The 25,533-nt window shown below is 54.3% G+C and carries 26 protein-coding genes and 1 tRNA gene; 17 read left to right on the top strand and 10 right to left on the bottom strand.

All coding sequences use genetic code 11. The features are described 5' to 3' along the window. Positions 1-74 precede the first annotated feature (74 nt). The 3 genes from AS136_RS14820 to ppiB form a co-directional block, all read right to left on the bottom strand. On the bottom strand, positions 75-413 hold the full coding sequence (locus AS136_RS14820; protein WP_063266830.1) for a hypothetical protein: 339 nt from the start codon (positions 411-413) through the stop codon (positions 75-77). 107 nt (positions 414-520) lie between these two features. Beyond that, positions 521-1,243 carry a UDP-2,3-diacylglucosamine diphosphatase gene (gene lpxH, locus AS136_RS14815; protein WP_012968795.1) on the bottom strand — a complete coding sequence of 241 codons (723 nt, stop codon included), beginning with the start codon at positions 1,241-1,243 and terminating at the stop codon, positions 521-523. 3 nt (positions 1,244-1,246) lie between these two features. Continuing rightward, entirely contained in the window at positions 1,247-1,741 is a 495-nt protein-coding gene (gene ppiB, locus AS136_RS14810) for a peptidylprolyl isomerase B (protein WP_008805471.1), read from the bottom strand. Positions 1,742-1,916: 175 nt separating this feature from the next. Between ppiB and cysS the strand changes: the two genes are divergently transcribed. Continuing rightward, on the top strand, positions 1,917-3,302 hold the full coding sequence (gene cysS / locus AS136_RS14805; protein WP_063266829.1) for a cysteine--tRNA ligase: 1,386 nt from the start codon (positions 1,917-1,919) through the stop codon (positions 3,300-3,302). A 45-nt stretch (positions 3,303-3,347) separates the two neighbouring features. Here cysS and ybcJ read toward each other — a convergent pair whose 3' ends face one another. Together ybcJ and folD are read right to left on the bottom strand one after the other, a co-directional pair. Further along, positions 3,348-3,560, bottom strand: coding sequence for a ribosome-associated protein YbcJ (ybcJ, locus tag AS136_RS14800; protein WP_004143016.1), 213 nt, complete (start codon positions 3,558-3,560; stop codon positions 3,348-3,350). Position 3,561: 1 nt separating this feature from the next. Beyond that, entirely contained in the window at positions 3,562-4,428 is an 867-nt protein-coding gene (gene folD, locus AS136_RS14795) for a bifunctional methylenetetrahydrofolate dehydrogenase/methenyltetrahydrofolate cyclohydrolase FolD (protein ID WP_004143017.1), read from the bottom strand. 339 nt (positions 4,429-4,767) lie between these two features. Here folD and AS136_RS14790 point away from each other — a divergent pair. From AS136_RS14790 to AS136_RS14775, 4 genes are all read left to right on the top strand, one after another. Continuing rightward, a tRNA-Arg gene (locus tag AS136_RS14790) sits at positions 4,768-4,844 on the top strand. Positions 4,845-5,130: 286 nt separating this feature from the next. Beyond that, complete coding sequence (locus AS136_RS14785) at positions 5,131-6,243, top strand: ShlB/FhaC/HecB family hemolysin secretion/activation protein (protein ID WP_063266828.1); 1,113 nt, start codon at positions 5,131-5,133, stop codon at positions 6,241-6,243. Continuing rightward, a complete protein-coding gene (locus AS136_RS14780; RefSeq protein ID WP_063266827.1) occupies positions 6,233-6,478 on the top strand; it encodes a hypothetical protein in 246 nt (81 codons plus the stop codon). The genes AS136_RS14785 and AS136_RS14780 overlap by 11 nt, the downstream gene beginning before the upstream one ends. Beyond that, positions 6,475-7,071, top strand: coding sequence for a hypothetical protein (locus AS136_RS14775; protein WP_023322162.1), 597 nt, complete (start codon positions 6,475-6,477; stop codon positions 7,069-7,071). Before AS136_RS14780 ends, AS136_RS14775 begins: the two co-directional genes overlap by 4 nt. Positions 7,072-7,355: 284 nt before the next feature. On the opposite strand, the gene AS136_RS14770 is transcribed toward AS136_RS14775, so the two are convergent. Continuing rightward, positions 7,356-7,895, bottom strand: a complete 540-nt coding sequence (locus AS136_RS14770) for a hypothetical protein (RefSeq protein ID WP_023322164.1) — start codon at positions 7,893-7,895, stop codon at positions 7,356-7,358. Between the two features lie 371 nt (positions 7,896-8,266). Between AS136_RS14770 and uraH the strand changes: the two genes are divergently transcribed. Continuing rightward, positions 8,267-8,668 (top strand): hydroxyisourate hydrolase, encoded by a 402-nt coding sequence (uraH, locus tag AS136_RS14765; RefSeq protein ID WP_008805473.1) that lies wholly within the window; start codon positions 8,267-8,269, stop codon positions 8,666-8,668. A gap of 78 nt (positions 8,669-8,746) precedes the next feature. Here uraH and AS136_RS14760 read toward each other — a convergent pair whose 3' ends face one another. Next, positions 8,747-8,917 carry a hypothetical protein gene (locus AS136_RS14760; protein ID WP_002892370.1) on the bottom strand — a complete coding sequence of 57 codons (171 nt, stop codon included), beginning with the start codon at positions 8,915-8,917 and terminating at the stop codon, positions 8,747-8,749. 324 nt (positions 8,918-9,241) lie between these two features. Here AS136_RS14760 and AS136_RS28695 point away from each other — a divergent pair, with 324 nt between their 5' ends. Together AS136_RS28695 and AS136_RS14755 are read left to right on the top strand one after the other, a co-directional pair. Beyond that, the gene (locus tag AS136_RS28695) at positions 9,242-9,382 is read left to right on the top strand and encodes a hypothetical protein (protein WP_020804400.1); all 141 of its coding nucleotides are present in this window, start codon (positions 9,242-9,244) and stop codon (positions 9,380-9,382) included. 45 nt (positions 9,383-9,427) lie between these two features. Next, positions 9,428-10,732 carry a citrate synthase gene (locus tag AS136_RS14755; protein WP_023339736.1) on the top strand — a complete coding sequence of 435 codons (1,305 nt, stop codon included), beginning with the start codon at positions 9,428-9,430 and terminating at the stop codon, positions 10,730-10,732. Positions 10,733-10,783: 51 nt separating this feature from the next. Here AS136_RS14755 and AS136_RS14750 read toward each other — a convergent pair whose 3' ends face one another. Beyond that, a complete protein-coding gene (locus AS136_RS14750; protein WP_022064705.1) occupies positions 10,784-11,089 on the bottom strand; it encodes a hypothetical protein in 306 nt (101 codons plus the stop codon). Continuing rightward, positions 11,067-11,729, bottom strand: a complete 663-nt coding sequence (locus tag AS136_RS14745) for a LuxR C-terminal-related transcriptional regulator (RefSeq protein WP_008805477.1) — start codon at positions 11,727-11,729, stop codon at positions 11,067-11,069. The genes AS136_RS14750 and AS136_RS14745 overlap by 23 nt, the downstream gene beginning before the upstream one ends. A 471-nt stretch (positions 11,730-12,200) precedes the next feature. On the opposite strand from AS136_RS14745, the gene AS136_RS14740 reads away from it, so the two are divergent. From AS136_RS14740 to AS136_RS14725, 4 genes are read left to right on the top strand one after another with little or no spacing between them, the layout of a single operon-like run. Further along, positions 12,201-12,761, top strand: a complete 561-nt coding sequence (locus tag AS136_RS14740; protein WP_004151792.1) for a fimbrial protein — start codon at positions 12,201-12,203, stop codon at positions 12,759-12,761. A gap of 58 nt (positions 12,762-12,819) precedes the next feature. Continuing rightward, positions 12,820-13,515 carry a fimbrial biogenesis chaperone gene (locus AS136_RS14735; RefSeq protein WP_063266826.1) on the top strand — a complete coding sequence of 232 codons (696 nt, stop codon included), beginning with the start codon at positions 12,820-12,822 and terminating at the stop codon, positions 13,513-13,515. A gap of 10 nt (positions 13,516-13,525) precedes the next feature. Then, positions 13,526-15,961 (top strand): fimbria/pilus outer membrane usher protein, encoded by a 2,436-nt coding sequence (locus tag AS136_RS14730; RefSeq protein ID WP_063266825.1) that lies wholly within the window; start codon positions 13,526-13,528, stop codon positions 15,959-15,961. Between the two features lies 1 nt (position 15,962). Continuing rightward, the gene (locus AS136_RS14725) at positions 15,963-16,988 is read left to right on the top strand and encodes a fimbrial protein (RefSeq protein WP_063266824.1); all 1,026 of its coding nucleotides are present in this window, start codon (positions 15,963-15,965) and stop codon (positions 16,986-16,988) included. A 22-nt stretch (positions 16,989-17,010) separates the two neighbouring features. Here AS136_RS14725 and AS136_RS14720 read toward each other — a convergent pair whose 3' ends face one another. Next, positions 17,011-17,877, bottom strand: a complete 867-nt coding sequence (locus tag AS136_RS14720) for a GNAT family N-acetyltransferase (RefSeq protein WP_012542565.1) — start codon at positions 17,875-17,877, stop codon at positions 17,011-17,013. A gap of 510 nt (positions 17,878-18,387) precedes the next feature. Between AS136_RS14720 and AS136_RS14715 the strand changes: the two genes are divergently transcribed. The 5 genes from AS136_RS14715 (at position 18,388) to cadA (ending at position 25,485) form a co-directional block, all read left to right on the top strand. After that, entirely contained in the window at positions 18,388-19,308 is a 921-nt protein-coding gene (locus tag AS136_RS14715; protein WP_008805482.1) for a Kdo(2)-lipid IV(A) acyltransferase, read from the top strand. Between the two features lie 100 nt (positions 19,309-19,408). Then, positions 19,409-19,681 (top strand): YdgH/BhsA/McbA family protein, encoded by a 273-nt coding sequence (locus tag AS136_RS14710; protein WP_002892402.1) that lies wholly within the window; start codon positions 19,409-19,411, stop codon positions 19,679-19,681. 293 nt (positions 19,682-19,974) lie between these two features. Continuing rightward, complete coding sequence (gene cadC, locus AS136_RS14705; protein ID WP_008805483.1) at positions 19,975-21,555, top strand: lysine decarboxylation/transport transcriptional activator CadC; 1,581 nt, start codon at positions 19,975-19,977, stop codon at positions 21,553-21,555. A gap of 365 nt (positions 21,556-21,920) precedes the next feature. Continuing rightward, entirely contained in the window at positions 21,921-23,255 is a 1,335-nt protein-coding gene (cadB, locus tag AS136_RS14700; RefSeq protein WP_008805484.1) for a cadaverine/lysine antiporter, read from the top strand. An 82-nt stretch (positions 23,256-23,337) separates the two neighbouring features. Continuing rightward, positions 23,338-25,485 carry a lysine decarboxylase CadA gene (gene cadA, locus AS136_RS14695; protein ID WP_023322169.1) on the top strand — a complete coding sequence of 716 codons (2,148 nt, stop codon included), beginning with the start codon at positions 23,338-23,340 and terminating at the stop codon, positions 25,483-25,485. Positions 25,486-25,533: the final 48 nt, after the last annotated feature.

Raw genomic sequence — 25,533 nt, 5'->3', positions numbered from 1 at the left:
GTGTTTCACACTGCTTTAGAGGCCACAGAGAATAGCATGAACTGCCAGCAAGGAAAACGGTTGCGTGCGCATGGTTAGCCGTCTTTTGTCTCGTTCAGTGATGACGTCGATCGCGGCTTATTGGCCTTTATCTCATTCATGATACAGGTGATGAGCAGTACTAGCCCCCAGGGGAGCATCAGGGTGCCCATCACCAGTAAATAGATGTGTACCAGCCGGCTATCGTGGGGGCGGGTACAGAGCAAATAAATGGCATAGAAATAGATGGCCCACGCCAGCATTGCACACCAGACAAACGTCAGCGTGTTGCCGATAGCGACGCCGACTAAGGCGATATAACTTACCCCTAACGGATTGAGGATCGCGATGATCGTTCCCCACATCAGCGGCTGACTCCACTTTTTCCTGCTCATACTCGTTCCTTGAGAGTGATGTTGTGGAAGACTAGCATGCCGGGCGGGGGGAAGCGCGCACCTTTGCCCTGGCAAAAGACGGTTTCGGAATTGTGCTCGCGGGGGAACTAGAACGGGAAGTGGATCAGTTCGACGTCGTCCGGTGTCACCTTGACCATCGAACCTTCGCTGTGCCAGGCGCCAAGTACCACGCGCCATGCAGGTTGGCCGTTGGCCTGCAGTTCATGGACCGCCGGGCGATGGGTATGGCCGTGGATCAGCCACTGCACATGATGTCTTTCCATGACGTCAACTACCGCCTGTGGATTCACATCCATAATGTCCATCGATTTACTGCTGTTGGCGGCTTTGCTGTCGGCACGCATGCGGGCGGCGATGCGGCGGCGGATCAACAGCGGCAGGGCCAGGAACAGACGCTGGATCCACGGGGTGTGGACTTTGGCGCGAAACGCCAGATAGCCTGGGTCATCGGTGCACAGCGTGTCGCCATGCATAATCAACACTTCACGGCCATAGAGGTCCAGTCGCTCTTCTTCGGCGAGCAGGAGCATCCCGCTCTGGCGGGCAAAGCGCTGGCCGACGAGAAAATCGCGGTTGCCGTGGATGAAGTAGCACGGCACGCCGGCGTCGACGACGGCTTTGATTGCCGAGGCAATTTGTTGGTGCAGCGGGTTCGGATCGTCATCGCCGATCCACGCCTCAAACAGATCGCCAAGGATATACATGGCGTCCGCCTGGCGGGCTTCGCCCTGTAAAAAACGCAGAAAACCGGCGGTGATCGCCGGTTCTTCTGTTTGCAGGTGCAAATCTGCAATAAAAAGTGTCGCCACGAATTACTCGCTGACGGTGACGCTTTTGATGATCACATCATCTTTCGGCACATCCTGGTGCATGCCGCTGCGGCCGGTGGCAACCGCTTTGATTTTGTCTACCACGTCCATGCCTTCAACCACTTCGGCGAAAACGCAGTAGCCCCAACCCTGCAGGCTTTCGCCAGAGAAGTTCAGGAAGTCGTTATCGGCCACGTTGATGAAGAACTGGGCGGTGGCAGAGTGCGGCGCCTGAGTACGGGCCATTGCCAGCGTACCACGGGTGTTTTTCAGGCCGTTGTTCGCTTCGTTCTGAATCGGAGATTTGGTCTCTTTTTGTTTCATGCCCGGTTCGAAACCGCCGCCCTGAATCATAAAGCCGTTGATAACACGGTGGAAAATGGTGTTGTCGTAGAAACCTTCGCGGCAGTAGTCCAGGAAGTTTTTAACTGTTTCCGGCGCTTTGTCGTCAAACGTTTTGATTACGATATCGCCATGATTGGTGTGGAAAGTAACCATTTTTGCATCCTGTTCCGATGAGTGTGGTGCCAGCACCCGATGTCGGGTGAGATATAGGGGGGTGTTATAGCATAACCGCGGGGGTCGATGCACCTTGCAATGTGTGCTGCGTCCGGTCTGAATTATGGGTATTATAGAGACTTCATTACCCACACACGTCTACACGGAATCTTCGATGTTAAAAATTTTTAATACACTGACGCGCCAGAAAGAGGAATTTAAACCTATCCATGCCGGGGAAGTCGGCATGTACGTGTGTGGTATTACCGTTTACGATCTCTGTCATATCGGCCATGGCCGTACCTTCGTCTCCTTTGACGTCGTGGCGCGCTATCTGCGTTTTCTTGGCTATAAGCTGAAGTACGTGCGCAATATCACCGATATCGACGACAAAATCATTAAGCGCGCTAATGAAAACGGCGAAAGCTTTGTCGCGCTGGTCGATCGCATGATTGCCGAAATGCACAAAGATTTTGACGCGCTGAATATTCTGCGTCCCGACAGTGAACCGCGCGCAACGCACCATATCGCGGAGATCATTGAGATCACCGAGCAGCTGATCGCTAAAGGCCATGCTTACGTGGCAGATAACGGCGACGTGATGTTCGACGTGCCGACGGACCCGAACTACGGTCTGCTGTCACGCCAGGATCTCGATCAGCTGCAGGCGGGGGCGCGCGTCGACGTGGTTGAAGTCAAGCGTAACCCAATGGACTTCGTCCTGTGGAAGATGTCGAAAGAGGGCGAGCCAAGCTGGCCGTCGCCGTGGGGTGCGGGCCGTCCGGGCTGGCATATCGAGTGCTCGGCGATGAACTGCAAGCAGCTCGGCAACCACTTCGATATTCACGGCGGTGGTTCGGATCTGATGTTCCCGCATCATGAAAACGAAATCGCCCAGTCCACCTGCGCCCATGACGGCGAGTACGTTAACTACTGGATGCACTCCGGCATGGTGATGGTTGACCGCGAGAAGATGTCGAAATCGCTGGGTAACTTCTTTACCGTCCGCGACGTGCTGAAGTATTACGATGCGGAGACGATTCGCTACTTCCTGATGTCCGGCCACTATCGCAGCCAGCTGAACTACAGCGAAGAGAACCTCAAGCAGGCGCGTTCGGCGCTGGAGCGTCTGTACACCGCGCTGCGCGGGACGGACAAATCCGTCGATGCGGCGGGTGGCGAAGCCTTCGAAGCACGCTTTATCGAGGCAATGGACGACGACTTCAACACCCCGGAAGCCTATTCGGTGCTGTTCGATATGGCGCGTGAAGTAAACCGCCTGAAAACCGAGGACGCGGCCGCGGCGAACGCCATGGCGGCCCACCTGCGTAAGCTTGCTGCGGTGCTGGGTCTGCTGGAGCAGGAGCCGGAGGCGTTCCTGCAGAGCGGCGCGCAGGTTGACGACGCGGAAGTGGCGGAGATCGAATCGCTGATCCAGCAGCGTCTGGACGCGCGTAAAGCGAAAGACTGGGCGGCGGCGGATGCGGCGCGCGACCGTCTTAACGAGATGGGCATTGTGCTGGAAGATGGCCCGCAGGGCACCACCTGGCGCCGGAAGTAAGCCATAAAAAAACGCCCGCAAAAGCGGGCGTTTTTCTTTTCGTTGTCAGGCCGTGACGGTGACGCTCTGGCCTTCAAAGCTCACCGTCTGACCGGCGACGATTTTGCAGCGTTTGCGGGTTTCCACCGCGCCGTCAACTTTCACCAGCCCGTCAGCGATAGCGATTTTCGCCTGGGCGCCGCTTTCGCTCCAGCCTTCCAGCTTCAGCAGATCGCACAGCTCAACGTGCGGGTGTTTACCTAAGGAAAATGTCGCCATCTCAGGCCTCCTCAACGTCGTGATACTCTTCGCACGCCTGCAGCGTGTTCTGAATCAGGGTGGCGACGGTCATCGGGCCAACGCCGCCGGGAACCGGGGTGATGTAGGACGCGCGTTCGGCGGCATCTTCATACACCACGTCGCCGACCACTTTGCCGCTTTCCAGACGGTTAATGCCGACATCGACCACAATCGCCCCTTCTTTAATCCACTCGCCAGGAATAAAGCCCGGTTTACCTACCGCGACGATCAGCAGGTCGGCGTTTTCGACGTGATGGCGCAGGTTTTTGGTAAAGCGGTGGGTCACGGTGGTGGTGCAGCCGGCCAGCAGCAGCTCCATGCTCATCGGGCGACCGACGATATTGGACGCGCCAATGACCACCGCATTGAGGCCGTAGGTGTCGATATTGTAGCGTTCCAGCAAGGTCACGATACCGCGCGGAGTGCACGGACGCAGGCGCGGCGCCCGCTGGCACAGGCGGCCAACGTTGTAGGGATGGAAGCCGTCGACGTCTTTATCCGGCGCGATGCGCTCGAGCACTTTGACGTTGTCGATCCCTGCCGGCAGGGGCAGCTGAACCAGAATACCGTCGATGGTCTTATCGGCATTCAGGGTGTCGATAAGCTCCAGCAGCTCGGCTTCGCTGGTGGTTTCCGGGAGATCGTAAGAGCGGGAGACGAAGCCCACTTCTTCACATGCTTTGCGCTTGCTGCCGACATAAATCTGCGAGGCCGGGTTGCTACCGACCAGCACGACGGCCAGCCCAGGGGCGCGTTTTCCGGCCGCAACGCGAGCCTTCACTTTTTCCGCAACCTCAGAGCGTACCTGCTGCGCAATCGTTTTACCGTCAATAATTTTTGCTGCCATCAGAGAGAGGATTCCATCTGTATCTTTACGAAAGGGGGATGAGGATATTTTGTCAGAAGCGGGCCTCGCTGTCAGTCCTCGTTTGCTGTTTTATCCTGTATGCGGTGAATTTAGCCTGTTTTGACCCTGTTAAGTCCAGGGTCATTGGTGTGTTGCGCCTGGCCACTAAGTGAATTTTCGCGCGCATGAGCCCCGGTGGTATGCTTCTTGTACAGTTGCTGAGGGATATTTCGCCAGCATCGTATAAGCCCCGCAGTTTCCTGGCAAAATGGATTGACTCAACGGATGTGGACCGTATAATTCCAGGCGTTTCACTCCGCGAAGCACTCGCTTCTCAGGGCGCCCTTAGCTCAGCTGGATAGAGCAACGGCCTTCTAAGCCGTAGGTCACAGGTTCGAATCCTGTAGGGCGTGCCATTCAATATCAGCTTCTTATCCTCTTGCTGTTTTTTCGTACCGGACACCATTTTCCCTATCCTGTAACCTGGCTGTGCTATTGCGGTTGAAAAACATATTTCAACTACGTGTTAATACATTCGTTATTTTCCCCTGCCGTCTATTTTGCTGCGCAAAAGCCATTATCCTAAAAACGATCCTCATTCATTATTTCATGTTCACATACCGTAAGTTTCATGCTTAAATCCGCGCAACATATAATGGAATATGTTTTTGCACTGCACGTTAAGTAATAACGAGAACACGGATGAAATCTCTGTATTTGGCTCTGGGACTAATGACGCTGAGTCTGACCACCTACGCCGCTTTTTTATCGCCAGCCGATCGCGACAGCGTTGAGCAACAGCAGCAACAATTACTGCGTCAGAACCAGCAGCAACGTGAATCGCTGGAGCGCGCCACGCCAAGCCTTCACGCGGCGATGCCTGCGCAGGCTGAAGCCTCTGATGGTCCCTGTTTTTCTATCCATCGCATCGCGTTAGATGGCGCGACGCTTATTGATCCGCGTCAGCAGCAAAAAATAGTCCAGCCCTGGCTTGGGCAGTGCATGGATATTGCGCGTATTACTAAACTCGTAAATATTATTTCCGACTGGTATATCAGTCGGGGATATATTACCAGCCGCGCTTTTCTGACCGAGCAGGATTTACGTTCCGGGGTATTACATCTGGCTATTCTTGAAGGAAAGCTCGAAAAAATCACCATGGAAGGGGCGGCTAAACGTGAGTTAACAATGGCGTTTCCAGGGCTGGAAGGCCATATTCTTAACCTGCGTGATATCGAACAGGGGATGGAGCAGATTAACCGCACGCGCGCGACGCCTGTGCAAATTGAAATCCAGCCGGGCGAAAAACCTGGCGGCTCCATCGTTAACCTGACGGCGACAGCGGAGCGCCCACTTTTGTTGTCGATGAGCGTCGACAACAGCGGCCAGAAGAGTACAGGTAACTCTGTTGTTGCTGGCTGGATAAACGTTGCAAGCATAGGGAATGGCTTATGGGGAACAGTGGGCTGGAATGCAGCCGGTGGCGCGCTAACCAATCAGATCAACGGTGACAATCCTTTAACAGGAGCAATTACTAATGGTCTGGGTTCTGCTGGCGGTTACTGGGGAGGCAAACTAATCTCTTCAGGCACAAATGCGGCTGGTAAATGGCTAACCGGCGGCTGGGATCCTAAGTTTAATCCTGACCTGCTGAAATATACCGAAATTAAAGGTCAGCTGGGGATCTCTAAGGAGATGTTGCCTGGTAAGCTTCCAGGCAATATGGGTAATATTGGAGCTTCAGTAATATCAGAGGGAGGCGGTAAAGGAGCTGAACAGGTAATAAAAAAAATAGGAGATAAAAATGAAAAATGATCTCCGAGTTAGATGTGTTCAGTCTCTATTTCTCTTAGTTGCTACGATTTTATTCATGATCGCATTATCTGTATGCGGAAAGATTTTTTTTTCGTTGTTACTGTGGCTGCTTGGCGATGGTTTTAATACAACTTGGCAGGATGTTTTGCACGGAGCGAAATTAGGACTTTATGGTGGAAGCATTGGAGGCATTGGACTCGCATTATTCCGCCTTTTTAAAGTAAAGGGATTTTGATCTATGTCGAAAAGATCCCAGCCTTTGTGGTTGGGATTGTTGTTGAGACTAACTCGCTGAGTCTGCCAAAAGGGATGACGGAAACCGGACAGGCAGCCACATCCTGGGTGAAGTATGCGCAGGACAACAATCTTTCGCCGGAGCAGGTACAGGCCGGGTTAAAGGATATCGTACGCGGCGACTTGCCGGAAAGCGCGGATATTATCAAAACCATCCTGAGTAATAACCCGGGCTCGGATACGGTAATGGCGTTGCTGACAGCGGAAGAGGCGAAGGATTACGCGCTGGCTCTGCTGACGTCAATCCCGGCAGAAAAAGCGTTATCGTTAGTGGATAAAGCAGCCGGTATTATTGATAACACAATACTGATTAGAGCAGCGGAGAAGATCTCGACGGCTAAGCCGGGTAAACAATTTACAGCGCCGAGGGATTTGAATGAGCAAACGTTCTGGAAACAGGTTGAATCAAATCCTTCACAAGGTGGAAAGTTGCCGGATATGAATAATGATCCCAGATTTCCTACTCCTGCTGGATTCCAGAAAATGGAGGCGACGCATTATCTGCCTGGTGATAACCAGCCTGCGGTGCAATGACCACTACGACAACACGCAGAACAGCCTCAGTGGTGGCCTGGGCTACACCTTCGTCGCCGGGTCGTGGTCAGGGGAGCCTGATTGTCAGCCGCGACAAAATAACCAGTGATAACCAGAAGCAGGACGTAGCTGGCCTAAGCCGTGATGCGGAACACACCAGCGGCAGTTTAAGCCCAGTCTCCGACAAGGAGAAAGCGTAGCGGCGCCTGATATAAATCCAGGTGATCGGTGATTTTGCCGCTATCCCATTCTTTCAACATCTACAAACTGAGCGCTGATATACCTTACGTATTTGAAGGTATCGGATACTTCAGCTCGATTTGCGGCGCATCGCTTAGCCGCCGGCCAGATTTTGCCATCAGGTATCCGGCGATTTCTTCAGGCGTCAAATCGACATGAAGCATGTCTTTATCCTGAAACCATTCATCTGGCCAGTAGATAAGGTCGGATGGATTGGCATCAAAGTTTTTCTCCAGCACTCCCAGCGAGTAGCTTTGTTCAGATTCCTTACCTTCGGCCTGACACACAAACTGGATGATCTGAATCAGCTCATCCCAGGTTAAATCCGCCACATATTTTTCTTGATTAAATGCCATCCGGGTGAAGTCTTTTGCACTGGTCCATGAAGAGAAGTCCCGGAAATCAGAGAATGCATATGGGTTAATGACCTGACTATTCCAGCTATCTATCAACATTTTCAATCCGGCATCTTCTTCCTTGGCCCCATTATCAATTTGCGACAGTATCTCTTCGGCCATGTCCGCTAGCTGTTGCAGTTTCTGGCGGTTTACTTTGGCTGGTTGCAGACGATCGGGTAATGGCATCGGGTTAGTCCTTGTAAAATTGAGCGTATTAGTGACAAGCTATGAGCCCATCCTGGTCAAACATTTATCCAAAGTCTATATACAATCAATCCCTCTTCTGACAACGATCGGCTCACGGTATAAGCATCAGCGACAGGTCCCGGACGTTCTTTACCCGCCGTCCGGAAAAGGTCTGCTTTTCAAGATGAAAAGATCATATCTGTTAGCCGACTTTCCCTGTGCAGAAGGCCGTTTATGGCCTGTTTCAGCGCACATCCAGTTGTGCCTTTCCCCGCCGAATAACCGCAATCTGATAACAAAAAGTTTAATTTTTTTCCCCGCCGCGCTGACTATAGTTAGGGCACTTTCACTTGCCCAATAAGGTCACGATTATGAAATTAGTTATCGCCTCCGTAATTTCTCTGCTCAGCTTCAGCGCGCTGGCGGCGCCAGAGGGGACGCTCAGCGTACACATTCTTAATCAGCAAACCGGGCTCCCTTCACCGGGGGTGCAGATTGAGCTGGATAAACAGCAGGGGGAGAGCTGGCAGCATATCGCCACCGGTAAAACGGATGCCGATGGGCGGATTAAATCGCTCTATCCGCAGGCGGAGAATATGGAGCCGGGGGTTTATAAAGTGACGTTTAAAACCGGTGACTATTTTAAAAGCCAAAACATGAATACGTTCTTCCCGGTGGTTCCGGTTATTTTCAATGTTACAAAGCAAAATCAAAAACTGCATATCCCGCTGCTGCTCAGTCAGTACGGATACTCTACCTACCGCGGCAGCTGATGACGCAAGCCGCTATCCAGCCAACGCCTGCGCGTCTCCCGCAGGCGTCACGTTTTCCTCACACCACGATGTCCACGCCTAACGCTCGGTCTCTTTCTCTTTAAAGTGTTTAACAGCTTCGTCGTACATCGCCAGCAGGCCGGAAATTTCGCCTTCATATTGCGGCACGCGCTGGGCGCGAACGAGCTCAATCAGCAGCGCATAGGCTGCTTCTTCCGGGGCCGCATGTGGATTGATCAGTCCAGACATATCACCTCCTTAACAGTGGGCTTTTAGCCTACCCCTCGGCGGGAAAACGCAACAGCCTGATATGCAACCAGTACTTCTTATATGGCTCTTGTGAAACCTCAGAGGCGAAGACCTCGGCGGAAATCAATTGAAGGAGGGGTTATCCAGACCACTGGCGTGGCGGTTAGCGGTGCATCTACACCGGCAGCAGGCTCATCATCAGCCAGGCGATGGTAATGCAGATGAGGGTCATCGACAGCACAAAATTCATGGTAGCTCTTCTTCATCCTTTCTTTACTCAGCGTAAATTTTGACAGCGATGATCGCCTTTATCCTTGGCGATTTGTGCCGCTATCCGGCGGTGGGCTGGGGAAAGACGGCCTGTTTCCCCGTGAAGGCCAGCAAAATATTCTCTTTGTCAGGGTTATAGTGATGACATCAATGAATAAGCGGCATCACATTGGTTATGTTGGTCTTTCCGCCTGAAGAATGACTTCAGGTCGCTGATAAGCTTGCTGGGGGACTAACAGGATGAGCACTACACCGTTAACGCTTTCTTTTGCCGGGCAACAACCACCCATCGCCCTGCCGCAGGTGCCGGGAACGCGGGGGCCGGTGGGAGTCGACATGCGCGGGCTAAATCAGTCCGGATTCTGCAGCTATGACCCCGGCTTCGCCAATACCGCCGGATGCCAGTCGGCGATCTCGTGGATCGATACGGAAAACAGCGTGCTGCTGCACCGCGGCTATCCGGTAGATCAGCTGGCTCGCCAGTGCGATTTTCTCGAAGTGGCCTACATCATGCTGAACGGTGACGCGCCGGATGAGGCCAGCTATCAAACCTTTCGCGAGACCATCACCCGCCATACTCTGGTCCACGAGCAGATAGCCCGCATGTGCAGCGGCTTTCGTCGCGATTCGCACCCGATGGCGCTGATGTGCGCCCTGGTGGGGGCGCTGGCGGCGTTCTATCATGATGTCCTGGATGTGGAAAATCCGCAGCACCGGGCGCTGGCCGCCACCCGGCTGCTGTCGAAAATGCCCACTATCGCCGCCATGAGCTACAAGTACACCATTGAACAACCCGCCGCGTATCCGCGCAACGATCTCTCCTATGCCGGAAATTTCCTGCAGATGCTGTTTGCTATCCCGGCGGAGAAATATGTTCTGAATCCGGTCATCGAGCAGGCGATGAACCAGATCCTGGTGCTCCATGCCGATCACGGGCAGTGCGCCTCGACCACCACGGTGCGTGCGGCGGGCTCCTCCGGGGCGAATTTATTCGCCTGCGTCGCCGCCGGGCTGGCGTCGCTGTGGGGGCCAATGCACGGTGGCGCCAATGAATCGAGCATGCGAATGCTGGAGGAGATTGAAAGCGTCGATCAGGTTCCGGCGTTTCTGCGCCAGGCGAAGCGCGATCCGCAGGCATTTCGCCGGCTGGGTTTTGGCAACTCGCGCTACCGTCACCGCGATCCGCGCGCCGGGATCCTGCGTGAAACCAGCCATCGGGTACTGGCGGAGGTAGGCATGTCCGACCGTTTGCTGCAGGTGGCGATGGCCCTTGAGGACGTGGCGCTGACCGACCCCTATTTTGTGGACAATGGCCTGTCGCCGAGCGTGGATTTCTATACCGCGGTGATCCTCAAGGCGATGAATCTGCCTTCGTCGATGTTTGCGGTGGTCACCGCGGTCGGTCGGACGGTCGGTTGGGTGGCGCACTGGAACGAGATGCACCAGGCGCCGCTGACCATCTACCGGCCACGGCAGATTTACGTTGGCGAGGGCTATCGGGATTACGTCTCCCGACGCGGCGAGCAGTCTGCTGGCCCAAGGTAATGCGTACGGGCAGGAGGCGCGCGGCGTCTTCCTGCCCAGGCGGGGTGCTACTTAGAGATGCCGGGAGAGCAGATAGTGCTCGACGGCGGTATATTCGGTTAACCGGGTATACAGCGCCAACAGGGCGCTGAGAAAAGCGCCTACCTCACAGGCTTGCGGCCCGGGTGTGGCGAGTAATGGCTGTAGCGTAGCTCTCAGTTGATCAAGGTCAGACTTCAGCACATACGGTATATGCAGGGTGCTGAGGATGGCTTCAGTCTGCTGGAAATCGTGACGAGATGGCAACGCCTCGTCTGCGCTTAGCCAGCTCAGGATAATCAACATAAGGCGATTTTTAGCGTAGAGATACGATTTCATGGCCTGTCTCCTGTCGGTAGTGGCGCAACACCATCCCCTGAACTTTGTTCATCAGTTCCACGTTATTTTTCACCGCCAGCTTGCTAAGGACGCGTGAACGGTAGTAGTAGACCCGTTTGATCGTGAGCTGCATGGTGCTGGCCACGTGACACAACGGCATTCCCCCCATCAACAGGCTGATTAAAAAAGTTTCCTTACGGGTCAGGTTATAGCTGTCAGGTATGGCGATATAGAGCTTGTCGGCGGGGGGCGACGTCCAGCGCGGAGCGCGGGCAAGCGCCGTACTGAGCCCGGCAAAACTGGTGATGAACTCTGCGCCGAGCACAATGGCGAGGCTGCTTTCGAGCTCGCTCAACGGGTAGCCTGATTTGGCAAAAATAAAGATCCGGATCAGGGGATTAAACGATTTTAAACTGAGCGCGACCTGCAGTACTTCGATGCTGACGCTGCTGTAATCAATAAGGATGGTGCTTAACCGGGCTCCGGCATCGGTCGCAAAAAAAGTATAGAACATCTCACTCTGTCCGCTAAACGGGTAACAGAGCATTTCTTTAATATCCAGAGGCTTGCTGTTTGGTTCATTAATATACGCCTTCAGCGCAATATTAAAATATTCTGAATCCGCAATGCAGATCAACATAATGACCTCCTGGCATAAATACGCTGTGCATGCTGTCCTGCCTGATTCGACAATTTACTGTAGAGAATACCCGTCTGAAATAACATACTCCCTGCGCTTTCAATCGAGGGGGGAGAACGTGGGAGGAGGTGGTTAATAATGAGGGTGAGATATTTAGATCGCATTTTGCGAATATTTTATGGAAAACATATAATAAAAATTATCATTTATTTACAATAAGTTATGCTTTTATTGTGCATTTGTTTTATTTCTTTTTCAGAGTGGCGTTAAGACTTTTCTATAAAAAGTAGAAATGGTCCTGGTGGCGAATTTGAATAATAAACAATGAAGTGAGTAGGATGTCAGTGCAGGGAAGGGGTTAAAAGATAACTGGTTAATCCAATGGACTGAGCATTAATAAATTGTACGTATAAAGTACGCCAGGGGTATTTCCTGAACGATTCTCCATAAGCGTGGTGATGAGGAGTAAATATGAAAAAATACAGCAGAGGAATGGCATCTTTCGTGGTGATGATGATGCTTTCTCCGGTAGCGGCACAGGCTGCTGATGGCAAAGTCACCTTTAATGGTGAAGTCATCGAAAATACTTGTACGGTAGTGAATAAAGATAAGACGGTGACCCTGCCGACGGTCCAGCGTTCAGCGCTCAGCAGCGCGGGTGAGACGGCGGGCGTGGTTCCCTTCACCATCGATCTGACGAGCTGCACCCCAGGGGCTGATGTCTCGGTGTACTTCGAGAAAGATCAATACGTTTCCACGGAGGGCCGACTAAAAAATACCCTGTCTGACGGCACGGAAGCAGAAAACGTCGATGTGGAACTGCTGAACACCCGGTTTACGCCGATTAACCTCGCGGAGACCCCGGCGGTCGCTGCAGACGGCACCATTGCTCGCCCGGACGTGATCCCGGTGGCGGTGGCTGAGCAGGATGGTTCCGCCTCGCTGCCTTTCTATGCCCGCTACTATGCGACCGACGCCGCTACGGCTGGAAAAGTCGCTACCTACGTCAACTTTACGGTGGTCTATCCGTAAACCCTGTCCACGGCCCCGCTCAGGGGCCGTTTATCCACCCGGCAAGGAGGAGGTGAATATGCGGCGTATGGTTCTGGCATGGCTGCTGTCCTGCATTTTACCCTCGGCGGACGCCAGCATGGTTATTGACGGCACACGGATTATTTTTCCCGGCGACAAAAAAGAGATCGCCGTCCGGGCCACCAATATGGGGGAGACCCCCTCTCTGACGCAGGTCTGGGTCGACGATGGCCGCGTGCAAAATCAACCGGAAAAAGATTCGGCGCCGTTTATTGTGCCGCCGCCGATTGTGCGTATCGAGCCGGGAAAGGGTCAAAGCTGGCGCCTGGTGTTCAACGGCAGCCGTCTGCCGCAGGATCGGGAGTCGCTGTTCTGGTTTAATCTGCTGGACATCCCACCTGAGCCGAAAAACGGCACGGCAATCAATTACCTCCAGCTCGCGATACGGTCGCGTATCAAGCTGTTTTACCGTCCGGCAGGCGTGGCGGCGGAAAAAATGGCGCCGGAGAATGCCCTGCGCTGGGCGCTGGCTCCCACGGGCAATAGGCTGCGGGTGAGCAATGCCTCATCGCGCTATATCACCATCGACAGCATCACCCTTAACGGACAAAAACAGTCCGCTGGCATGGTCGCCCCTTTTTCCTCGCTGGAGATCGCGCTTAAAGAGGTCGCGCTGCGTACGCTGCCGGAGAAATTCAGCTTCACCACCATCAATGATTACGGCGCGGTAGTGAATCATAATTATCCTCAGTAAGGACATTATTATGAAACTCAGGGAGATCAAGTTTGGGTTGATGCTGCTCCTTCCCTGGCAGGAGGCATGGGCGGCAGAGGCGTTTAGTTTTAACCGCGCCCATTTGCACGGCGCCGCGCAGGTTGATCTCCAGAAATATCAATACGGTAATCCGCTGCACACCGGACAGTATCGCAGCACGCTCTCGGTGAATGGCCGGGACCTGGCGGAAGAAACGTTTGTTATCCAGGAACGCGATGGCCAGCTTGAGCCCTGCATCTCGCCCTCGCTGTTCGACGCCCTGCAGCTGAAGGATGCCCAGTGGCCGGCGGCGGCCACCTGCCTGCGCTTTTCGCAGATCAATAAGGCGATCGGCTGGGAGTATGACAGCGGGGAAAACGTCCTGCGGGTGAATATGCCCCAGGCGCTGCTGCAACCCCATTATCGGGGGGCGGTGAACCTGAAGAAGGTGGATAGCGGCGTGCCCGCCGCAGTGCTGCGCTATCAGGCCAACAGCTATCAGAGCATCGTCGACGGGGATAGCAGCAGCCATCATTATCTCGGGCTGGATGCCAGCCTGCGCGCCTTTGGCTGGCGTTTACATCACCAGTCCAGCTACCAGGCGCAGGAGGGGAATACACACTGGGATAGCATTGCCACCTGGGCTGAGAGAAGTGTAGTGAACTGGGCGTCCACGTTACGGCTGGGTCAGGGATGGACCGACGGAACCTTCTTTGACAGCGTCAGTTTTATCGGCGGCAGGCTGGCTACCGATGTGCGCATGCTGCCGGGCTCCCGCCGCGGCTTTGCGCCGTCGGTTAGCGGCGTGGCGCGCACCAATGCCCGCGTGACGGTCACCCAGAACGGCGCCCTGTTGTACGAGGCCACGGTTCCGCCGGGCAAATTCACCTTTGACGATCTCTATCCCACCAACGCCGGCGGCGATTTACAGGTAACGATCCATGAGGCGGACGGCAGTCAGGAGACCTTTACCGTGCCGTACGCCGCGCTGCCTGGCCTGGTGCGGGCAGGCGCGGTCTACTATGACCTGTCGCTGGGCTATCTGGATGAGGACGGGATCGCCGGGCGGCCGGGATTTGGCGAAGCCACGGTGCAGTACGGCTTCAATGACTATGTCAGCGGCTATACCGGCGCCAACGCGACGACGGATTATTACTCGACGCTGGTCGGCAGCGCCTTCAATACCTACTGGGGGGCGCTGGCGGTCGATCTTTCCCGTTCTGCGGCGAAGGGCAGGGAACGCGGCTGGCAGGAGGGGTATCGCTGGCGGGTATCCGCATCAAAATCCTTCGCGTCCGATACGCGGATGCTGGTCTCGATGAGCCACAGCAACGACGGCAACTATCGTTCCATTCGCGACGCCGTCCGGGAGCACGACCGTTACCCCAACGACTGGCGGGAGATGACCCGCTACAGCGCGACGTTGTCTCAGCAGGCCGGCAGCGGCAGCCTGTCGTTTAACGGAATCTGGAGTGAGGATGTCCGCCACCACCGCTGGCGCTCCTATCAGCTGGGGTACGCCAACCGCTATGGTCAGCTCAATTACTACCTGTACGCCCAGCAGAGTCAGGATATTCATCACCGCAATAATCAGGTGGTGGGCATCTCCTTTTCGCTGCCCTTCGGGCAGGCGGGCAGCCTGACTACCCGCTTTAACCATGATAAGAGCTACGGCAGCCAGCTGCAGTCCAGCTATACCGGCAGCGCTGGCGAGAAAAATGCCTTTAGCTATGGCCTGACCGCCAGCTACGACATGCCGCGGGAGAACCCGCACGAGGCCAGCGTTGGGGGCAACGGTAGCCTGCGTACGGATTATGCGTACCTGAATGCCAGCGCCAGCGCCGGTCGCCACCAGCAGCAGTACTCGCTGGGGGCATCGGGCGCCCTGGTGGCGCATCAGGGCGGAATGACCGCCACCCCCGAACTGGGGGAAACCTTCGCCATTGTGGAAGCGCCCGGCGCGGCGGGCGCTCGGGTGGCAAACCGCCTCGGACAGCCAATAAACCGCCAGGGTTTTACGATCATCCCTTACCTCGATCCCTTTACCGATAACTGGCTGGATCTCGATCCGCAGGGTCTGAACGACCATGTGGAGATTGTCTCCAGCAGCACGACGGTGGTGCCCGATTCGGGCGCGGCGGTGAAGGTCAAATTTGTCACGCGTACCGGCTATCCCTGGTTTGCCCATGTCACGCTGCCGGATGGCGCGGCGCCCCCGCTGGGCGCGGAGGTGTTTGACGACAGCGGTCGGGCGGTTGGCGCCGTCGGTCAGGGCGGGCTGCTGTATGCCCGGGTGCCGCAGGCCGACGGCAGCGTCTCGGTAGTATGGGGCGAACGCAGCGGGCAACGCTGCCGGTTGGCCTATGCCATCCGCGGCGACGCGGCGCAACAGGTTAGCCGCGGTACGCCGCATCAGGTCTGCCGGCCGGGAATAAAGGAGAAGTAATATGAAAAAAATCATCGCATCAGGGGTACCGCTTCTGCTGGCCGGCGGATACTGCGCCTCGCTGTCGGCAGCTTGCCAGATGGTCAGTGGCAAAACTATCGAGTATTCAGTGAACGTCAGCCAGGCCAGTATCAACCTTGACGTCAGCAATCGCCCCATCGGCTCCCTGCTATACAGCTACGGAGGGATGATTATCACTAATAACGAACGCTGGGAGATCGCCTGCAGCGGCAGCGAGCCCGGCGGGTTTCAGAGCATCGGCGGCTCACGGGTCGGCCCGGCGGGAGACGGCAAGCCCGGGGATATCTACAGCATCGACCGCCTGCCGGGCATTGGTTACAGCTTCCAGATGGGGGAACAGGATGGCATTAATTTCGATCCCCTGTTCACGGCCTGGCCCTCAGCGCCGGTATTTTCCGGCCAGCGCGCATTTCAGGCGGAAAATAAAAAACCGACCATCTATTTCTGGCGGATTGCCGATAACGGCGGTCTACCGCCGCCGGGCGAGTATTGCCTTAACGATTACCTTGGCGATATTTATCTTGGCGGAGTACAGGCGATGCGCTTTAGCGTCAGTGGGCTCTGTATTCAGGTCAAATCACCCACCTGCAAGATTACTGACGACAGTAAAAACATTAACGTCTTCCTCGGACGGCATAACAAAACCGCGTTTATCGGGCTCAACAGCACCACCGCCCCGGTTCCTTTTAACATCAACCTGACGAACTGTGAAAATGTCGGCAGCGTGTTTATGCAGTTTAACGCGACGGTGGACAGCGCTGTCGCCGCCAACGAGGTGATTAAAATCGATGACCAACCTGAAGGCGCATCCGGACTTGGCGTGCAAATCCTCAGTGCCGGCGGCGCGCTGGTGCCGCTAAACCAGGTGAGCCAGGTCTGGTCCGGGAATAAAGGCAGTCAGACGAACTATCGTTTATCCTATCAGGCCCGCTATATCCAGACGCAGCCCGCAGTGACTGCGGGCGAGGCGAACGCCAGCGCGACCTTCGTGGTGACTTATAACTGATCGGCCTGACGGCGTGGCGTCGTCAGGCATGCGCCAGTAAAGGAAACATCAACTTCCTGTCTTTAAACAGGTTTTCCTTCTGGTCATAGACGAAGAGGATATCTTCTCCCTCTATTTTCTCATACTCGCCGAGCCGGTCTTCATTAGGGGTAAAACCGAGGATGGCCTGGTAAACATGGTCATCGGCCAGTTCGTTGACCAGCGTCGACAGGCTCTTACCCTCCTCGCAGAAGAGGTCAAAGCAGATCAGCACCGGACCGTTTTGCATGGCGATGACCACTGCCTCATTTTTTGCCGAGTAATAAACAAAATGCTTCATAAAGGCTGAGCAGTAAAACATCAGCAGGCCAAAGTTATGCTCCACCCGCAGCGGTGAGAACGGGTTGGATTTTTCATAGTAATGGCGGAGCAGGGCGACATCGTCAGCGCTGTCCATATCCAGTTTACGAAAATCACCGGCTCGCGGGGAAACCGGCATAATATATTGATGCTCTTCGCTGCGGGTGAAGCCAAATTTGGGGTAAAAATCCACCGTGGTGGGATTGGCGAATAAAAAGAAGGCGTCCGCCTCCTGCTGCCAGTCCTGCAGGATGTGATGGATAAGCTGGCCGGCTAATCCCTTATTACGGTGGTCCGGTTCGGTCATCACGGTGCCAATCTGAATATAACGCCGGGGCTCGCCCTGCCAGCGCAGGTCGATGATATTGGCCGAGGCGTTAGCGATAACTTTATTGCGTTCGACAAAGGCGTAGGGGATATAGGCGTCGGTCCAGTAACCTTGCTGATACCACTCTTCAAAAGACAGATCAAAAGTCTTAACGGCAAGGTCAATGAAGCTTTTTCTTAATGGGCTATTTTCTCTGACTTGCTTCACTAATTGATAATTCATTGTCATAGTTCCTTCTCACTATGGCTTCTGAAAGCGGCGACGTCGGCAAAGGCACTTGCGTCGAATGAGCGCTGTAAACGTAGCATATCTGGGAAAAGGATCCGCAATGTCGATGCTTAACCTTTGCCCCAGTCACAAATAACCGCATGCTGGCCATATCAGACCGGGCTGAACGGCCTGTTTGCGTTTGCTATCGCCATAATAGAGCGTGAGTAAACGAGGCACTGGTCGAGAGGCTGAGGCAAATGTACTGGCGATTTTATCGACAATCGGCCGCGCCGTAGAGGTTAGGTTTATTTATTTATGCATTAAACAGGAAATTTTACGCGATCTGCCTAATAATAGAGTAGCCGTCATCGCAAGGGCTGAAATTACTCAAGGAGCGACGTATAATAACGCCCTTTGTGTCTGAGTATTACCGCACGAATTGGAAAAATATAACATGCAGGATCCGCTACTTTATTTCGCGGTTTTTGCTCAGCTATTATTGAGTGAATTAACAGGATTACTATGTCAAATTTACCCAAATTTTCCCGCGCGCTTTTGCACCCGCGTTACTGGCTGTTGTGGCTGGGAATTGGCTTTTTGTGGCTGCTGGTGCAATTACCGTATCCGGTGATCTACCGTCTGGGAACGGCGCTTGGGCGGCTGGCAATGCGGGTGATGAAAAGCCGCGCGCGGATTGCCAGACGTAATCTTGAACTCTGCTTTCCCGAGATGAGCGCCGCCGACCGCGAGGCGCTGCTGGTGAAAAACTTTGAATCGCTGGGCATGGGGCTGATGGAGACCGGCATGGCCTGGTTCTGGCCGACGCACCGGGTGGCGCGCTGGACCGAGACCAGCGGCGTTAACGAGGTGGTGGAGCTTCTGGAACAAAAGCAGGGCATCTTACTGATCGGTATCCATTTTCTGACCCTCGAAATGGGGGCGCGAATGTATGGCATGTTTACCCCGGGCATTGGCGTCTACCGGCCCAATGATAACCCGCTGATTGACTGGCTGCAGACCTGGGGACGCTTGCGTTCGAACAAGACCATGCTGGATCGAAAAAATCTGAAAGGGATGGTCAGGGCGCTGAAAGAGGGGGAGATCCTCTGGTACGCGCCAGATCACGATTACGGCCCGGCCAGCAGCGTTTTTGCCCCGCTGTTTGCCGTCGAGCAGGCGGCGACCACTACCGGCACCTGGATGCTGGCGAAAATGTCCGGGGCGACGATTGTGCCGTTTGTTCCGCGGCGCAAGCCCAACGGCATGGGGTATGAATTGATCTCTCTGACGCCAGAGCGCACGCCGCCGCTGGCGAGCGCCGAGGTCACGGCGGCCTGGATGAATCAGATTATCGAACAGTGCATACTGATGGCGCCCGAGCAATATATGTGGCTGCACCGGCGTTTTAAGACTCGCCCGGAAGGGGTACCGCCGCGTTACTGAACGCTTCGGCCGAAAAATAAGCGCATCGGTAGCACGCTCAGTAAATCGCCGTCTATACTGAAAGAGCCTGACTGAAGGCTAATTCCAAGGAGATTGCAGGATGAAAAAAGTGATAGTCGCGTTAGCCCTTTCCGCCGTTGCATTTGGCGCGTCCGCCGCACAGTTGATCACCAAAGAAGAAGTGAAACACTTCAAACTGACCAAGGTCGGACCGATCTCGGTAGGGCCGTCCGGTGGCGAGTTCTCTTCACCTTCCGATCTGCACGATCAGCTCTCTAAGCTGGCCGATGAGAAAGGCGGAAAATATTACGTGATTACCGCCGCGCGCGAGCATGGTCCAAACTTCGAAGCCACAGCGGAAGTGTATAAATAACCTTTTTAAAAGCGTGCCGTAGCGGCGCGCGACGCATTGAGCCTGGAGCGCGTTAAGCCTCCGGGCTCATTTTTTTTCTGCCATCGGAATTGCCTTAGGCAATTGCGGCAGCGGAAATGCGTTTTTATCGCTATATATAAATTTCATGATCACGATGTTAATGAATTATTGCTTTTTATTGTTGATAAAAAGCCAATTCTGACCTAATGCCTGAGGGAGTGACCCCTGGCAAAAATAGGTAGGACAAATGTGTTATCATCGCGCCTTTCCCTTTTTGTCTGGGGCTTTCTTGTATGCTACAACCTGTTGTTCGCGTCGGTGAATGGCTGGTAACCCCCTCTGTAAACCAAATCAGCAGGAAGGGGCGCCAGCTTACCCTTGAACCGCGTTTAATCGATCTTCTGGTCTTTTTTGCCCGCCATCCGGGGGAAGTGCTTAGCCGGGACGAGCTTATCGAAAACGTCTGGACCCGGAACGTTGTGACCAGCCACGTCGTCACGCAGAGTATTTCCGAACTGCGCAAGTCGCTCAAAGACGGCGACGACGTTAGCCTTGAGTACATCGCGACGGTACCCAAACGGGGGTATAAGCTCACGGTGCCGGTGATCTGGTGCACCGAGGAGGGGGAGGAACTCGCCCCGCAGGTGGAGGCGCTGACGCCTTCGTCGTCGACCGCTATTCCCGTGCCACCGGCTGCCGGTGGGCCGCCAGAAGCCCCCGACTCCTCCGCCGATCTTACCGCGCCGGTGACAGCGCCGGCGGCGGCTCCCGCTGTCGCCAGCGCGCCATCGGCCCGCAAACGCCTCACCACCGCCCTGGTGTGGGGGCTGTTCCTGTTGGCGCTGGGCACCTGTGTGGCGCTGGTGGCGCTGTCGAGCATGGAGTCGCGGCCGCCGGTCAACAAGGCGCGCCTGCTGCTCAATCCGCGCGATATCGATATCCACCTGGTCAATGGTAACTCCTGCGCCAACTGGTCGTCGCAGCACTCTTACGCGGTCGGCCTGGCCAGCCTGATCACCACCTCGCTGAACACCTTCTCGACCTTTATGGTGCATGACAAAACGGACTACAACATCAATGAGCCGAGCAGCTCCGGGAAAACGCTGACCATTGAGTTCGTCAATCAGCGCCACTATCGGGCGCAGCAGTGCTTTATGTCGGTCCAGCTGGTGGATAACGCCGACAGCTCGACGATGCTGGATAAACGCTACTTTGTGACCAACGACAACCAGCTGACCATTCAGAACGATCTGATGAACAGCCTGTCGGATGCCCTGACGCAACCGTGGCCGGCGCGGATGCAGGCGATGCTCAGGCAATATCAGCCCTCGCAGAGCGTGGCGTTAACCTATTTCTACCAGTCGCATCAGCTGTTAATGAAGGGCGATGTCGATTCATTAAGTAAAGCCAGTAGCCTGCTGGATGATGTGATTAAGCGGGCGCCGGATTTTATTTACGCCTATGCCGAAAAAACGCTGGTGGATGTATTACGCCATTCGCAGCAGCCGCTGGACGATAAACAGCTGGCTGCCCTCTACAGTGAGGTTGAGCGGGTAGGGGAGATGCCGGGTATTAAAGACATGGCGATTTATTATCAAATAAAAGCGGTAGATTCGTTGGGTAAGGGTAAAGTCGACGAAGCGAATACCGCGATTAACAGTGCGATTGATTTAGAGATGTCGTGGCTGAATTATGTGCTGTTAGGCAAAGTCTATGAGATGAAAGGAGAGAACCGACTGGCTGCCGATTCTTACATCACTGCGTTTAATTTACGGCCCGGCGGGGATACCCTGTACTGGATTGAAAACGGTGTTTTCCAGACATCAGTTAATCGGGTGGTACCGTATCTCGACAATTTCCTCTCTTCAGAATAAGTAAACCCTCATCATGCGCAAGGTTTTGGGCATGGTGAGGTTAAATTTATGTTTCTCATGAAGTCTCCTGTTGTTATTTGTATTTAGCATTCAGGAGGCTTTGAATAACACTTCAGTAACACTTGCCTCCCGCTCTAACTACATGTAATTAAACGATGTTTATCTTTTTCTGACACCCTGTTGTCATGTTTATATGTTAAGCGAAAAAGGTCAAAATATCATTTGTCTGATGTTTGTTGTTATTTCACTTTATCTTTAGGACTTATCTCGTACAAATCAGTAATCTTGTTGGCAGTTGGTCGGGTCAATTAATGGTTCTGTATCATGATCTGTACCTCCCAAATAAACTTAGGAGAAAAACAACCATGAGTTCTGCCAAGAAGATCGGGCTATTTGCCTGTACCGGTGTCGTCGCCGGTAATATGATGGGGAGCGGTATTGCATTATTACCTGCGAACCTGGCCAGCATCGGTGGTATTGCCATTTGGGGCTGGGTAATTTCAATTATTGGTGCGATGTCTCTGGCTTATGTTTATGCCCGACTGGCCACTAAGAACCCGCAACAGGGTGGTCCAATTGCCTACGCCGGGGAAATATCTCCCGCATTCGGTTTCCAGACCGGTGTGCTTTATTATCATGCAAACTGGATTGGTAACCTGGCCATCGGGATTACCGCAGTTTCTTATCTCTCAACGTTCTTCCCAATTTTAAATAACCCGGTGCCAGCAGGTATTGCCTGTATTGCCATCGTGTGGATCTTTACTTTCGTTAATATGCTCGGCGGGACCTGGGTCAGCCGTCTGACCACTATTGGTCTGGTACTGGTGCTTATTCCAGTGGTCATGACCGCGGTTGTCGGCTGGCACTGGTTTGATGTCGCCACCTATCAGGCGAACTGGAACACCTCCAGCACCACCGATAGCCACGCGGTCATTAAAAGTATCCTGCTCTGCCTGTGGGCCTTTGTTGGCGTCGAATCCGCCGCCGTGAGTACCGGGATGGTGAAAAACCCGAAACGCACCGTACCGCTGGCAACCATGCTGGGTACTGCGATGGCCGGTATTGTCTATATCGCCGCGACTCAGGTTATCGCCGGTATGTATCCTGCTTCTCAGATGGCTGCGTCCGGTGCGCCGTTCGCGATTAGCGCCTCTACCATTCTCGGCGGCTGGGCTGCTCCGATGGTTTCCGCTTTCACCGCCTTCGCTTGCCTGACTTCTCTGGGCTCGTGGATGATGCTGGTTGGCCAGGCCGGTGTACGTGCCGCCAACGACGGTAACTTCCCGAAAGTGTATGGCGAAGTCGATAGCAACGGTATCCCGAAAAAAGGCCTGCTGCTGGCGGCGGTGAAAATGACCGCGCTGATGGTGCTGATTACCCTGATGAACTCCGCCGGTGGTAAAGCTTCTGACCTGTTCGGCGAACTGACCGGTATCGCGGTACTGCTGACCATGCTGCCTTACTTCTACTCCTGTGTTGACCTGATTCGTTTCGAAGGCATCAACATTCGTAACTTCGTTAGCCTGATTTGTTCGGTACTGGGTTGCGTGTTCTGCTTCATCGCGCTGATGGGCGCAAGCTCCTTCGAACTGGCCGGCACCTTTATCGTTAGCCTGATTATCCTGATGTTCTACGGTCGCAAAATGCACCAGCGCCAGAACAACGCAACGGATAACAACAGCCCCGCTAACGCGCACTAATCAGTAACCCTTTTTCCTGAGGCTCCTTCCATCACCTGTCATCACGCGACGGGAGGGGCTTTCTACATCTGGAGATTTGACTATGAACGTTATTGCAATCATGAATCACATGGGTGTTTACTTCAAAGAAGAACCCATCCGTGAACTGCATCGTGCTCTCGAACGCCTGGACTTCCGTATTGTCTACCCGAACGACCGTGACGACTTATTAAAACTTATCGAAAACAACTCTCGTCTGTGCGGCGTGATCTTCGACTGGGATAAATACAATCTCGAACTGTGCGAAGAAATCAGCAAAATGAACGAGTACATGCCGCTGTACGCGTTCGCTAACACCTACTCGACTCTGGACGTTAGCCTGAACGATCTGCGCATGCAGGTTCGCTTCTTCGAATATGCGCTGGGCGCTGCGGAAGATATCGCGAACAAAATCAAACAGAACACTGACGAATACATCGACACCATTCTGCCACCGCTGACCAAAGCGCTGTTCAAATATGTACGTGAAGGCAAATACACCTTCTGTACCCCTGGCCACATGGGCGGTACCGCGTTCCAGAAAAGCCCGGTAGGCAGCATCTTCTATGATTTCTTTGGTTCCAACACCATGAAATCCGATATCTCCATTTCGGTTTCTGAACTGGGTTCCCTGCTGGACCACAGCGGCCCGCACAAAGAAGCGGAAGAGTATATCGCTCGCGTCTTTAACGCAGAACGCAGCTACATGGTGACCAACGGTACCTCTACTGCTAACAAAATCGTCGGCATGTACTCCGCGCCGGCCGGCAGCACCGTGCTGATTGACCGTAACTGCCACAAATCGCTGACTCACCTGATGATGATGAGCGACATTACGCCGATCTACTTCCGTCCGACCCGTAACGCCTACGGTATCCTCGGCGGTATTCCGCAGAGCGAATTTCAGCACGCGACTATCGCCAAGCGTGTGAAAGAGACGCCGAACGCGACCTGGCCGGTACACGCGGTGATCACCAACTCGACCTATGATGGCCTGCTGTATAACACCGACTTCATCAAGAAAACCCTGGATGTGAAATCCATCCACTTTGACTCCGCATGGGTGCCTTACACCAACTTCTCGCCGATCTATGAAGGCAAATGCGGGATGAGCGGCGGCCGCGTCGAAGGGAAAGTGATCTACGAAACCCAGTCCACGCACAAACTGCTGGCGGCATTCTCCCAGGCGTCGATGATCCACGTGAAAGGCGACGTAAACGAAGAGACCTTCAACGAAGCCTACATGATGCACACCACCACTTCCCCGCACTACGGGATCGTGGCGTCCACCGAAACCGCGGCGGCGATGATGAAGGGTAACGCCGGTAAGCGTCTGATCGACGGCTCTATTGAACGTTCCATCAAGTTCCGTAAAGAGATCAAACGTCTGAAAGGCGAGTCTGACGGCTGGTTCTTCGACGTTTGGCAGCCGGAGCATATCGATGGCGCTGAATGCTGGCCGCTGCGTTCCGACAGTGCATGGCACGGTTTCAAAAACATCGATAACGAGCACATGTACCTCGACCCGATCAAAGTCACGCTGCTGACGCCGGGGATGAAGAAAGACGGCACCATGGATGACTTCGGTATTCCGGCGAGCATCGTGGCGAAATATCTCGACGAACACGGCATCGTGGTGGAGAAAACCGGTCCGTACAACCTGCTGTTCCTGTTCAGCATCGGTATCGACAAAACCAAAGCGCTGAGCCTGCTGCGTGCGCTGACCGACTTCAAACGCGCGTTCGACCTGAACCTGCGGGTGAAAAACATGCTGCCGTCGCTGTACCGTGAAGATCCTGAATTCTATGAAAACATGCGTATTCAGGACCTGGCGCAGAACATTCACAAACTGATTGAGCATCACAACCTGCCGGACCTGATGTTCCGCGCGTTTGAAGTGCTGCCATCGATGGTGATGACCCCGTATGCCGCGTTCCAGAAAGAGCTGCACGGTCAGACTGAAGAGGTTTATCTCGAAGAGATGGTCGGCCGCGTCAACGCCAACATGATCCTGCCGTATCCTCCGGGAGTGCCGCTGGTGATGCCGGGTGAAATGATCACCGAAGAAAGCCGCCCGGTGCTGGAGTTCCTGCAGATGCTGTGCGAAATCGGCGCCCACTACCCGGGCTTCGAAACCGATATCCACGGCGCCTATCGTCAGGCGGATGGTCGTTACACCGTTAAAGTGCTGAAAGAAGAAAACAACAAGTAATAGACGCACACCAGGGAAGTGGCTTGCCACTTCCCTTTTTTCACGCTG

Origin of the sequence: Klebsiella sp. D5A (genome assembly GCF_001620885.1) — a bacterium.
Classification (GTDB): domain Bacteria; phylum Pseudomonadota; class Gammaproteobacteria; order Enterobacterales; family Enterobacteriaceae; genus Klebsiella; species Klebsiella variicola.
Note: the sequence above shows the minus strand (reverse complement) of the source record. Positions and strands in the feature narration are given on the sequence as shown.

What these genes read in the sequence shown, in the direction of transcription:
- AS136_RS14820 (WP_063266830.1), bottom strand. Translation starts at nt 413, where the DNA reads ATGAGCAGGAAAAAGTGGAGTCAGCCGCTGATGTGGGGAACGATCATC.
- ppiB (WP_008805471.1), bottom strand. Translation starts at nt 1,741, where the DNA reads ATGGTTACTTTCCACACCAATCATGGCGATATCGTAATCAAAACGTTT.
- cysS (WP_063266829.1), top strand. Translation starts at nt 1,917, where the DNA reads ATGTTAAAAATTTTTAATACACTGACGCGCCAGAAAGAGGAATTTAAA.
- ybcJ (WP_004143016.1), bottom strand. Translation starts at nt 3,560, where the DNA reads ATGGCGACATTTTCCTTAGGTAAACACCCGCACGTTGAGCTGTGCGAT.
- folD (WP_004143017.1), bottom strand. Translation starts at nt 4,428, where the DNA reads ATGGCAGCAAAAATTATTGACGGTAAAACGATTGCGCAGCAGGTACGC.
- AS136_RS14785 (WP_063266828.1), top strand. Translation starts at nt 5,131, where the DNA reads ATGAAATCTCTGTATTTGGCTCTGGGACTAATGACGCTGAGTCTGACC.
- AS136_RS14780 (WP_063266827.1), top strand. Translation starts at nt 6,233, where the DNA reads ATGAAAAATGATCTCCGAGTTAGATGTGTTCAGTCTCTATTTCTCTTA.
- AS136_RS14770 (WP_023322164.1), bottom strand. Translation starts at nt 7,895, where the DNA reads ATGCCATTACCCGATCGTCTGCAACCAGCCAAAGTAAACCGCCAGAAA.
- uraH (WP_008805473.1), top strand. Translation starts at nt 8,267, where the DNA reads ATGAAATTAGTTATCGCCTCCGTAATTTCTCTGCTCAGCTTCAGCGCG.
- AS136_RS14760 (WP_002892370.1), bottom strand. Translation starts at nt 8,917, where the DNA reads ATGTCTGGACTGATCAATCCACATGCGGCCCCGGAAGAAGCAGCCTAT.
- AS136_RS14755 (WP_023339736.1), top strand. Translation starts at nt 9,428, where the DNA reads ATGAGCACTACACCGTTAACGCTTTCTTTTGCCGGGCAACAACCACCC.
- AS136_RS14750 (WP_022064705.1), bottom strand. Translation starts at nt 11,089, where the DNA reads ATGAAATCGTATCTCTACGCTAAAAATCGCCTTATGTTGATTATCCTG.
- AS136_RS14745 (WP_008805477.1), bottom strand. Translation starts at nt 11,729, where the DNA reads ATGTTGATCTGCATTGCGGATTCAGAATATTTTAATATTGCGCTGAAG.
- AS136_RS14740 (WP_004151792.1), top strand. Translation starts at nt 12,201, where the DNA reads ATGAAAAAATACAGCAGAGGAATGGCATCTTTCGTGGTGATGATGATG.
- AS136_RS14735 (WP_063266826.1), top strand. Translation starts at nt 12,820, where the DNA reads ATGCGGCGTATGGTTCTGGCATGGCTGCTGTCCTGCATTTTACCCTCG.
- AS136_RS14730 (WP_063266825.1), top strand. Translation starts at nt 13,526, where the DNA reads ATGAAACTCAGGGAGATCAAGTTTGGGTTGATGCTGCTCCTTCCCTGG.
- AS136_RS14725 (WP_063266824.1), top strand. Translation starts at nt 15,963, where the DNA reads ATGAAAAAAATCATCGCATCAGGGGTACCGCTTCTGCTGGCCGGCGGA.
- AS136_RS14720 (WP_012542565.1), bottom strand. Translation starts at nt 17,877, where the DNA reads ATGAATTATCAATTAGTGAAGCAAGTCAGAGAAAATAGCCCATTAAGA.
- AS136_RS14715 (WP_008805482.1), top strand. Translation starts at nt 18,388, where the DNA reads ATGTCAAATTTACCCAAATTTTCCCGCGCGCTTTTGCACCCGCGTTAC.
- AS136_RS14710 (WP_002892402.1), top strand. Translation starts at nt 19,409, where the DNA reads ATGAAAAAAGTGATAGTCGCGTTAGCCCTTTCCGCCGTTGCATTTGGC.
- cadC (WP_008805483.1), top strand. Translation starts at nt 19,975, where the DNA reads ATGCTACAACCTGTTGTTCGCGTCGGTGAATGGCTGGTAACCCCCTCT.
- cadB (WP_008805484.1), top strand. Translation starts at nt 21,921, where the DNA reads ATGAGTTCTGCCAAGAAGATCGGGCTATTTGCCTGTACCGGTGTCGTC.
- cadA (WP_023322169.1), top strand. Translation starts at nt 23,338, where the DNA reads ATGAACGTTATTGCAATCATGAATCACATGGGTGTTTACTTCAAAGAA.